Genomic DNA, 7,872 nt, shown 5'->3' with positions numbered 1-7,872 from the left:
CGGTCACTCCGACCGTTTCCAGCGCCGTGTCATCGATATTTCGGGTCTGGGTCACCACCTGGGCAAATTCCACGGCGCTGCCGCGAACCAGATTGTCCTTTTGCAGGTCATTCCATTCCCAGACAGTGCCCGATGGCGCGGTCAGCTGGACGAAGGGCTTGGGTGCAGGCGGTTCCTGGCGGCGATTGCGGAAGGTCCAGCCATAGGTGGTGACGCCAAGATGGGCGATATTGCGGATGCGGTCGCCGTCTTTGCGTTCCTTGCCCAATATGTCGAATATCTCCTGGCCGTGCGACCAGGTCTCCATCTGGCGGGCGATGATTTTTGATCTTGTGGTCATGTCGGGTCCGGCCCAGGCCACGCGGGCCTCGGGATCGGCTGCGCCATATGCGGCGGCGAGTTTTGGATAATAGGAGCAATAAGCGTCGAACAATGCCTTTCCGCGAATCCCGCCGGCATGCTCGTCGAGCCACGCATATTGTGCATCGACATGGCTTTTGCCGCTCTTCAACGCGCCCATCATATCGCTGATGAATTGTTTGAAGCCATCCGGATCCTGCAGGGTCATCAGCGCTGCAATATTCCAGATATGCAGGTGGCCAATGACATCCTCGATTGTCCACCGCTTGAACTGGGTGACCGTCGCAAACAGATCATCCCCGGCACCGGCGAGTCCGGCGGCGAGCGTATCGCTTTCGTCTTTGAAATCCCGGGCTTCCTGCATCATTGGACTGTTCCTTTGTTATCATCCAGCTGGTCAGCGAGCGCAGCCGGTATCGCAATCGGATGGGCTAGCAATATCTGGCCATAGCCTTTGCCCTGAGCGTCGTTTCTAATGCTCGCCATACCGCCGCCGCCCAGCACGGCATCGATCAGGAAATTGAGCGCGTGGGAGCCTGGCAGGCTATATTTCTCGACCTTGGCGGATTTGGCGCCGCCTTCGATAAAATGGCCAAAGCGTTGGGCCACGGAATCCGGGGTCAAAGCGGCCCATATATAGGGTAGATAGGCTGGATCGCGGGCGATCACGCCGATATTGGCCTTGTTGCCCTTGTCGCCGGAGCGGGCCCAGGCCAGCCGGATCAGCGGCACAGTGGTAACGACATCCAGTCCCTCCGGCGCTTGTGGGGGAGGAGGTCGCTGGATGGTAGCGGGATCAAAAGCGATTCCTTTGCCGTCTTGAAAAGAAATCTTTTTGCCATCGACATCGATTTCGATGGGCAGCGCCTTTTTTGGCGTGAGATAGGAATACAGCCGCACCACGGGGGACGGTTTTGCGCGCGCACCGGAAAAACCGCTGAGTCCGGGCGGGGTCGCGAGGCCGAGGCCGGTGAGTTCGCGGAGCAATATCCCGATGGCTGCCGCCTCGCTATGCTTGGCCGCAATTTTTGCGACCACTTCGCGGGGTTCGAAGTCGGCAGCAAAATCGCCAAACTGGCTTTCCGCGCCGATGATCTCGACGCTGGTCTCGCTAAAGTCACCAAGATTGTGGCCCCGCAGGATATTATTGGCACGGACAAAGACATTGTCGCAGAATTTCTGTGCTTTTCGGGCCGCGTCAAAGCCGTAGAAACTGACCGAAGTCCCGCCTCGACACCCCTCGCCATAGGTCAGGCAGGTCTTGTAATGATCCGGCGCGGGATAGCCTTGTGCGGGAGAAACATGCACCATGTCCGGGCCAGTCTGGACAATCTCGACCTGTGAGACATCACAGACCACGTCGGGCAGCATATAGGCCTGCGGATCACCGATTTCGTAGAGCATTTGCTCCGATACTGTGCCGACCGTCACACAGCCGCCGGTGCCTTCGGGCTTGGTGACCGTGAACGATCCGTCGGCGGAAACGGTCCCGATTGGATAGCCGATATTGGCAATATCGCCGGCGTCTTCCCAGTCGGTATAATTGCCGCCGGTGGCTTGCGGTCCGCATTCGAGTAGGTGACCCGCGAGGCTGCCGCTGGCGAGCAGATCATAGTCGCTTGCCGACCAGCCAAATTCGTGGATGCACGCACCCAGCGTTACCGCGCTGTCGACGCAGCGGCCGGTGATCACGATATCGGCGCCTTCTGCCAGCTCCCGGGCAATCGGGAACGCGCCCAGATAGGCATTTATGCTGGCGGTCTTGTCCTTGTCCGGAAAGCCTGCACCGGTGAACATTTCGGTGGGCGCGGCGGCGGCGATGGCGTCCAGATCGGCCAGCAGGTTGTCGCCGGTGATGACCGCGACCTGGAGATCCAGCCCTTGCTCCCTGATCAGAGCGCGGGCTGCTTCGCCACAAGATGCAGGATTGACCCCGCCCGCATTGGCAATGACCTTCACCCCTTGCGCGGCGATGGCTTTGGCATGTGGTTTCAGGACCGCGCCGATGAAATCACCGGCAAAGCCGGCGGCAGGATCCTTGGCATAAGCCCGCGCCATGATCGACATGGTGATCTCGGCTAGATAATCATAAACCAGATAATCAACGCCCGCGCCGAGCAGCTGCGGAGTGGCCATGGCGCTTTCGCCCCAAAAGCCACTCGCACCGCCGATGCGGATAATTTTGTCCGGCATATGCTTCAACCCATACGGTGCAGCGCGCAAAGCTTGTTGCCGTCGGGATCGCGCAGATAGGCGAGATATAGCTTCATGCCCGGATTGTCGCGAACCCCGGGAGGATCTTCAATGGGAGTGCCGCCTGCTTCCACGCCAGCCTTGTGCCAGGCATCTGCCTGTGCGGGGTTTTCCATCGCAAATCCGATGGTCATGCCATTGCCACAGCTCGCCTTTTCGCCGTTGATCGGCGGCGTGACCATGAAAATACTGTCATTATGCAGGTACATCAGACGGCCTTTTGGATCGACCATGGCCTCCTTGCCTCCGATGCTTTTGAACAAGGCATCATAGAATTTTTTCGAGCGGTCCATATCGTCCGACCCGACCATCATGTGACTATACATATCATTCTCCTTTTTTTCATTCTTGGTAAACCGTAATATATCCTTGCGTTCGCAACATTGTCACCGGCTTTATGGCCCTTGCCATTATGCACTCGGCCAGGCCTTCGGGTGACATCGGCCCGAAGGCAATCTTGCTCTTGTTCTAGCCGCTTGGCATCTTTAAGCGAGTGATTAATTTATTCAAGCAGGACAAGATCAAAATGGAACTGAAAGACAAGATTATCGTCATCACCGGCGGCGCCAGCGGTATCGGTGCGGCGATGGCGCGGCGCTTCGCAGCGGAAGGCGCAAAGAAGATCGTCTGTGCGGATCGTGATCTGGCGGGCGCACAAGCGGTTGCCGATGAAATTGGCGGCGTAGCGATCAAAACCGATGTGTCTCTGGCGGAGGATATCAGCCAACTAATCGAAACCGTCGAATCCGATATCGGGCCGATTGATCTGTTTGTTTCCAACGCCGGCATCATTGCCGGCGGCGGCGTCGAGGTGGATGATGCGGACTGGCAGAATATCTGGGATATCAATGTTCTGGCTCATATCCGGGTCGCGCGGATATTGGTGCCCAAGATGCTGGAACGCGGAGGGGGCTATTTGCTAAACACAGCCTCGGCGGCCGGACTTCTGGCACAAATCGGATCCGCACCCTATTCGGTCACCAAACATGCGGCGGTCAGTTTCGCCGAATGGCTGGCGATCACCCATGGCGCCGAAGGATTGAAGGTCTCGGTATTATGCCCGCAAGGGGTCGACACGCCGATGATCGCCGGTGTCGATACATCGACCGTCGCGAAGGACGGCATTGTCAGTGCGGAGCATGTTGCGGATATATGCGTCGAGGCAATCGGCGACGAGCGATTCCTGATCCTCCCTCACCCCAAAGTGGGAGACTATGTCAGGCAGAAGGGTGCAGATCCCGAACGCTGGATTTCCGGAATGCAGCGCTGGCAGGCGATGTTGACCGAACAGGCTTCCTGACCGAGTTTCCGATGCGATGTCCTGACAGAATGAAATGTCGGGAATGCAATTATTTTTGGCCGGATGAACCTTTTGGCGCTTTGCTCCGACTATAGGAGTAAAGGTCAAAAGCCATGTCAGAACGTTACAGCGAAACCGAACGAATATATGACGAATTGTTGCTCGCTCGCTTGCAGGCCGGAGATCGCCGCGCAGGCGAACGTCTGGCCGCGCGCTGGTACCCGCGGTTGATGAGAACCGCTTGCCGGTTGCTGCGCGACGAAGATCAGGGCCGGGTAGCGGTCCAGGATGCATGGACCGGTATTTGCCGGGGCTGGCGAAGTTTGAACGATCCGTCGCGATTCCCTGCCTGGGCCTATACGATTCTGCACCGCAAATGCGCCGATCGGATCCGTCAGAACCAGCGGCGACGAAGCCGGGTCGGTGAGCGGGCCAGCGAACCGACAGTCGCACCGGCCGGCGAAGCCAGAGTGTCGATTGCGCAGGCGTTCGACGGGCTTAGCGACGATCATCGAACGGCGGCAGCGCTATATTTCAGCGAAGGTCTGACGATCCGAGAGATTGCCGCGGTAACCGATGTGCCGACCGGCACAGCGAAATCGCGGCTCTTCCATGCCCGGCGCCATTTAAAAGAGGCGCTGGGTGAAAACCACAGTGACGAAGGAGAATGACATGACTAAATTTGATGATCAATTGGGCGCGGCGCTGGACGCCGATGACAAGGCGTTTCTGGATAATCTGGAAAATGGCCGTGGCCTGTTCGACCAGCTCGGAGCGACATTGCAAGGGCCGATGCGGTTCTGGTCCTATATGGTGGGGATATTCACCTTCGGCTTTTTCCTGCTCGCGGTCTATTGTGGTTGGCAGGCGCTGCAGGCGGAACAGATTCGCGAGACGATCCTTTGGTCAGTCGGTTTTCTGGTGCTGTTTCAGGCCGTGGCCATGCTCAAAATGTGGCTGTTCGACCGGATGAATCTGCTCTCGCTACTGGCGGAAATGAAAAAGATCGAATTCAGAGTCGCGCAGCTTGGCGATCCCGAAGCCTGATCCGGCTCAAGCCAGGGTCCGTTCGATGACCCAATAGGTCGCTATGATCCCGATGCCATATGCGGTGGCGGCTTTGGCAGGCTGCAACCATCGGTCGCGATATTGCCGTAGCGCGTATAGCGCCGCCAGCGCTACAGCCACGATCAGCAGCTGTCCGATTTCGACACCGAGATTGAATGTCAGCAAAGCCAGGGGAACATCACCTTCCGGCAAGCCGATTTCGGCTAGCGCGCCGGCAAAGCCGAAGCCGTGGAGCAGGCCGAACAGAAAGGCCACGATCCACGGAAAGCGCTGCGAGAGCCGGAGGTCGTCAGGTTTTGCCTTCACGACCTCCACCGCCAGAAAGACGATCGACAACGCGATCACCGATTCAACCGGCCGGGACGGCAGCGACAGCAAACCTAGCGTCGTCCCGACCAAGGTCAGGCTGTGCGCGATGGTAAAGGCAGTGACGGTCTTGGCGATCAGCCAGCCGCCTTTGAGCAGCAGGACCAGGGCAAGCACGAAAAACAGATGGTCGAATCCCAGCAAAATATGCTCGATACCGATAATCATGTAGGTCGCTGCGACATTGGAGATCGCGGAAGGGCGGGCCAAGGTCGCGACCGGTTGATCCGGGGTCAGGCGGACGGTCTGCAGAGTACTGTCAATCGGGGCGATACGAACCAGCGCATCGGTCGATGACAGTTCCAGCCCTTTCAGACCGATTGTCTGGCCCTGCACTGACCCGGTACACCGCAGCGAAAGGCGGGTGAGAATATTGCTGCCAGAAAATTCACGATGGGGCTGACCCTCAATCTCGCAAACCCCCGGTATGATGATTTCGCCGCTCTGCCCGAGGCGCGAATTGGCTGATGCCTTCCACAGGAGCGACCAATGACCCGGCGATTGTTCGGTCATTTCGATATAGGCCGGACGCAGCTCATCGGCACGGGCGCTGGTTGGACATAGAGCAAGCGTCAAACAGAGCCACAATAAGGCGTGCCAGCGATTCATGGCCGTCCGACTACGGTGATTTCATATTGCGTCCGATAGCGGGCAAACGCTTTTTCTTTCTGTTCGGTCTGTTGGGCTGCGCTCCAGTCGTTGACTACCCGCCGCCGGACATCATTAAGCCCCGCCTTTTTACCGGGCACTTTTTCAGTAATCTTGACGGCATGAGCGCCGAAACCCGAATGGATCGGGCCATCCCACACGCCGGGTACAAGCTTCTCCAGCTGTTCGGAAAACCGATCACCAAACTGGCGGGCGATTTCGTCACCGCCGGCCCGTTTGACGGTGGCGGGCAAGGAAATGGATTTAGCAAACGCGTCAGGTCTGGCGCCGTCTTTCAGTTGATCGATCCAGCTTCTGGCTTCTGCCGCGCCGATCTGTCCGAGATAGATTTGTTCGAAATCATAAAGTGGCGGCAGGACATATTTGCCGGTTTGCTTGTCCATCCATTGCTGCAGGACAGCGTCTGTCGGTGAGGCATTTCCCGTGTCTTCGCCGTCGACAAAGCGCATCTTTGTGAACAGCCGGCGCCGGATGACCGGGTCATTTTTGTCCAGTCCCAGCCGCAAGGCTTCACGATAGTAGATTTCCTCGGCAATCTCCTGATCGATCAATCCGTCCAGTTCCTGCTGTGTTGGTGGACGGCGGAAATTCTGGATCCAGTCCGTCTCCAACCGGGCAATATCGGTTTCGTCGATACTGATATTATAATCTGCCGGGTCACGGTCACTGCCGGTGGCCCAGAAGAACGCAAAGATGAGCAGCGCGCCTCCGAGAAAATGGAACAGCGGTTCTCTAACAAGCTTACGTATCATATATTCAGCAACCCATAATGTTCCGCCCGGACCGGCCGACCGTTTCACGACAGTCTCCGGAAGTTCCGAGAAGCTAGACTTACGCCGTCGGCGTATACCAGATCGGCGAGCTATAGGCGCGTTCCTGCTGAATCTTGATTACCGTATCGGGCAGGGTCAGGCTGAATTTGAGCGCATCGTAGACCGGCCAGGTCGGCGTCGGGATTTCCAGTACGCGAACATAATAGAATGCGTTCTGGCCGGCGTTAAAATCTGGGTCCTGCCAGAAAGTCACCAGCTCCGGTGCGCCGGTAGCATTGTCCCACGTGCCCTTGGTCAGATCGACCGAATTTGAGACCGGGCTTAGCTTGCCATCAGCCCCAAGCTTGCGCGTATCGGCATCGCTCCAGCTCACATTATAGACTTTTTCCTGACTTTGTCCGGTCGCATCGACCCAGCCCTTGATCACCTGGATCCGGTCGAGACTGGCGCTTTCCGGGTCCATCAGCGCGCTGATCAGGAATTTCGGCGCTTTGCCGTCACCGCCGCTCAGATCACCGCCCATCGGAACGCCTTTTGCATAGCCTGTCTTGACCAGATCAGCGGTATCCGCGGCGGTAAAACCAAAGCCGCCGAAGAAACGGACCTGCATCCGCGGGCCAGTGGTGGCATAGACTTCCCGGCGCATCATCGCATCGAAAATGGCTTCGCGGGTGTTGCTGGTCGCCCAGACCGCGGCATAGCCGCTAGAGAGATAATGCCAGCCAAACCGGCCCTCACGCGTCCCCAGATTCTGCGGAGCCATCGCGCGACCCTGATTATTGGCCTCGTTGCCGCTGTGTTTGCCGAAGAAATTATTCTCGTCCGCCGTTGCCAGAGAGGTGTGGCTGTCCGTCGAACCGATCATGCCAAATTTGAATGGATTTGCGCCCACCGCAAGCGTCAGTTCCAGACCGCGCTTCAGAGCTTCGCGGACATAGCTGCCGCCATAGCTTTCGGGCGGCATGTCCTTGGTGCAGCTCAAATTGCACTTGTCCCAGCCGGCAACACCAAAGTCAGCAAATTCATCGTTGGGCGAGAGAAACGGATGGGCTTCGCTGTCGCCCTTGATCTGGGTGACCTCGA

The 7,872-nt window shown here is 57.8% G+C and carries 9 protein-coding genes; 3 read left to right on the top strand and 6 right to left on the bottom strand.

The features are described from left to right. From WBM93_RS00080 to WBM93_RS00070, 3 genes are all read right to left on the bottom strand, one after another. On the bottom strand, positions 1–727 hold a 727-nt coding region (locus WBM93_RS00080; protein ID WP_424426929.1), incomplete at its 3' end, for a maleylpyruvate isomerase family mycothiol-dependent enzyme. Then, positions 724–2,553, bottom strand: coding sequence for an acyclic terpene utilization AtuA family protein (locus WBM93_RS00075; protein ID WP_424426928.1), 1,830 nt, complete (start codon positions 2,551–2,553; stop codon positions 724–726). The genes WBM93_RS00080 and WBM93_RS00075, both read right to left, overlap by 4 nt. A 5-nt stretch (positions 2,554–2,558) precedes the next feature. Beyond that, on the bottom strand, positions 2,559–2,939 hold the full coding sequence (locus WBM93_RS00070; RefSeq protein ID WP_424426927.1) for a VOC family protein: 381 nt from the start codon (positions 2,937–2,939) through the stop codon (positions 2,559–2,561). Positions 2,940–3,106: 167 nt separating this feature from the next. On the opposite strand from WBM93_RS00070, the gene WBM93_RS00065 reads away from it, so the two are divergent. The 3 genes from WBM93_RS00065 (at position 3,107) to WBM93_RS00055 (ending at position 4,960) form a co-directional block, all read left to right on the top strand. Next, on the top strand, positions 3,107–3,913 hold the full coding sequence (locus WBM93_RS00065) for an SDR family oxidoreductase (protein WP_424426926.1): 807 nt from the start codon (positions 3,107–3,109) through the stop codon (positions 3,911–3,913). 113 nt (positions 3,914–4,026) lie between these two features. Then, positions 4,027–4,584 (top strand): RNA polymerase sigma factor, encoded by a 558-nt coding sequence (locus WBM93_RS00060; RefSeq protein ID WP_424426925.1) that lies wholly within the window; start codon positions 4,027–4,029, stop codon positions 4,582–4,584. Position 4,585: 1 nt separating this feature from the next. Beyond that, positions 4,586–4,960: a DUF6768 family protein gene (locus tag WBM93_RS00055; protein WP_424426924.1), complete on the top strand. Its 375-nt coding sequence runs from the start codon at positions 4,586–4,588 to the stop codon at positions 4,958–4,960. A gap of 6 nt (positions 4,961–4,966) precedes the next feature. On the opposite strand, the gene WBM93_RS00050 is transcribed toward WBM93_RS00055, so the two are convergent. The 3 genes from WBM93_RS00050 to WBM93_RS00040 all read right to left on the bottom strand — a co-directional run. Beyond that, positions 4,967–5,956, bottom strand: coding sequence for a HupE/UreJ family protein (locus tag WBM93_RS00050; protein WP_424426922.1), 990 nt, complete (start codon positions 5,954–5,956; stop codon positions 4,967–4,969). Then, complete coding sequence (locus tag WBM93_RS00045) at positions 5,953–6,816, bottom strand: peptidyl-prolyl cis-trans isomerase (protein WP_424426921.1); 864 nt, start codon at positions 6,814–6,816, stop codon at positions 5,953–5,955. The genes WBM93_RS00050 and WBM93_RS00045 overlap by 4 nt, the downstream gene beginning before the upstream one ends. A gap of 31 nt (positions 6,817–6,847) precedes the next feature. Next, positions 6,848–7,872: DUF3604 domain-containing protein (locus tag WBM93_RS00040; protein ID WP_424426919.1), on the bottom strand; the 1,025-nt coding region annotated here is incomplete at its 5' end.

It is taken from the genome of Parasphingorhabdus sp., from assembly GCF_049667325.1.
GTDB lineage: Bacteria > Pseudomonadota > Alphaproteobacteria > Sphingomonadales > Sphingomonadaceae > Parasphingorhabdus.
Note: the sequence above shows the minus strand (reverse complement) of the source record. Positions and strands in the feature narration are given on the sequence as shown.

Coding starts and splice junctions, on each gene's coding strand:
- WBM93_RS00050 (WP_424426922.1), bottom strand. CDS start 5,956: ATGAATCGCTGGCACGCCTTATTGTGGCTCTGTTTGACGCTTGCTCTA.
- WBM93_RS00070 (WP_424426927.1), bottom strand. CDS start 2,939: ATGTATAGTCACATGATGGTCGGGTCGGACGATATGGACCGCTCGAAA.
- WBM93_RS00055 (WP_424426924.1), top strand. CDS start 4,586: ATGACTAAATTTGATGATCAATTGGGCGCGGCGCTGGACGCCGATGAC.
- WBM93_RS00075 (WP_424426928.1), bottom strand. CDS start 2,553: ATGCCGGACAAAATTATCCGCATCGGCGGTGCGAGTGGCTTTTGGGGC.
- WBM93_RS00060 (WP_424426925.1), top strand. CDS start 4,027: ATGTCAGAACGTTACAGCGAAACCGAACGAATATATGACGAATTGTTG.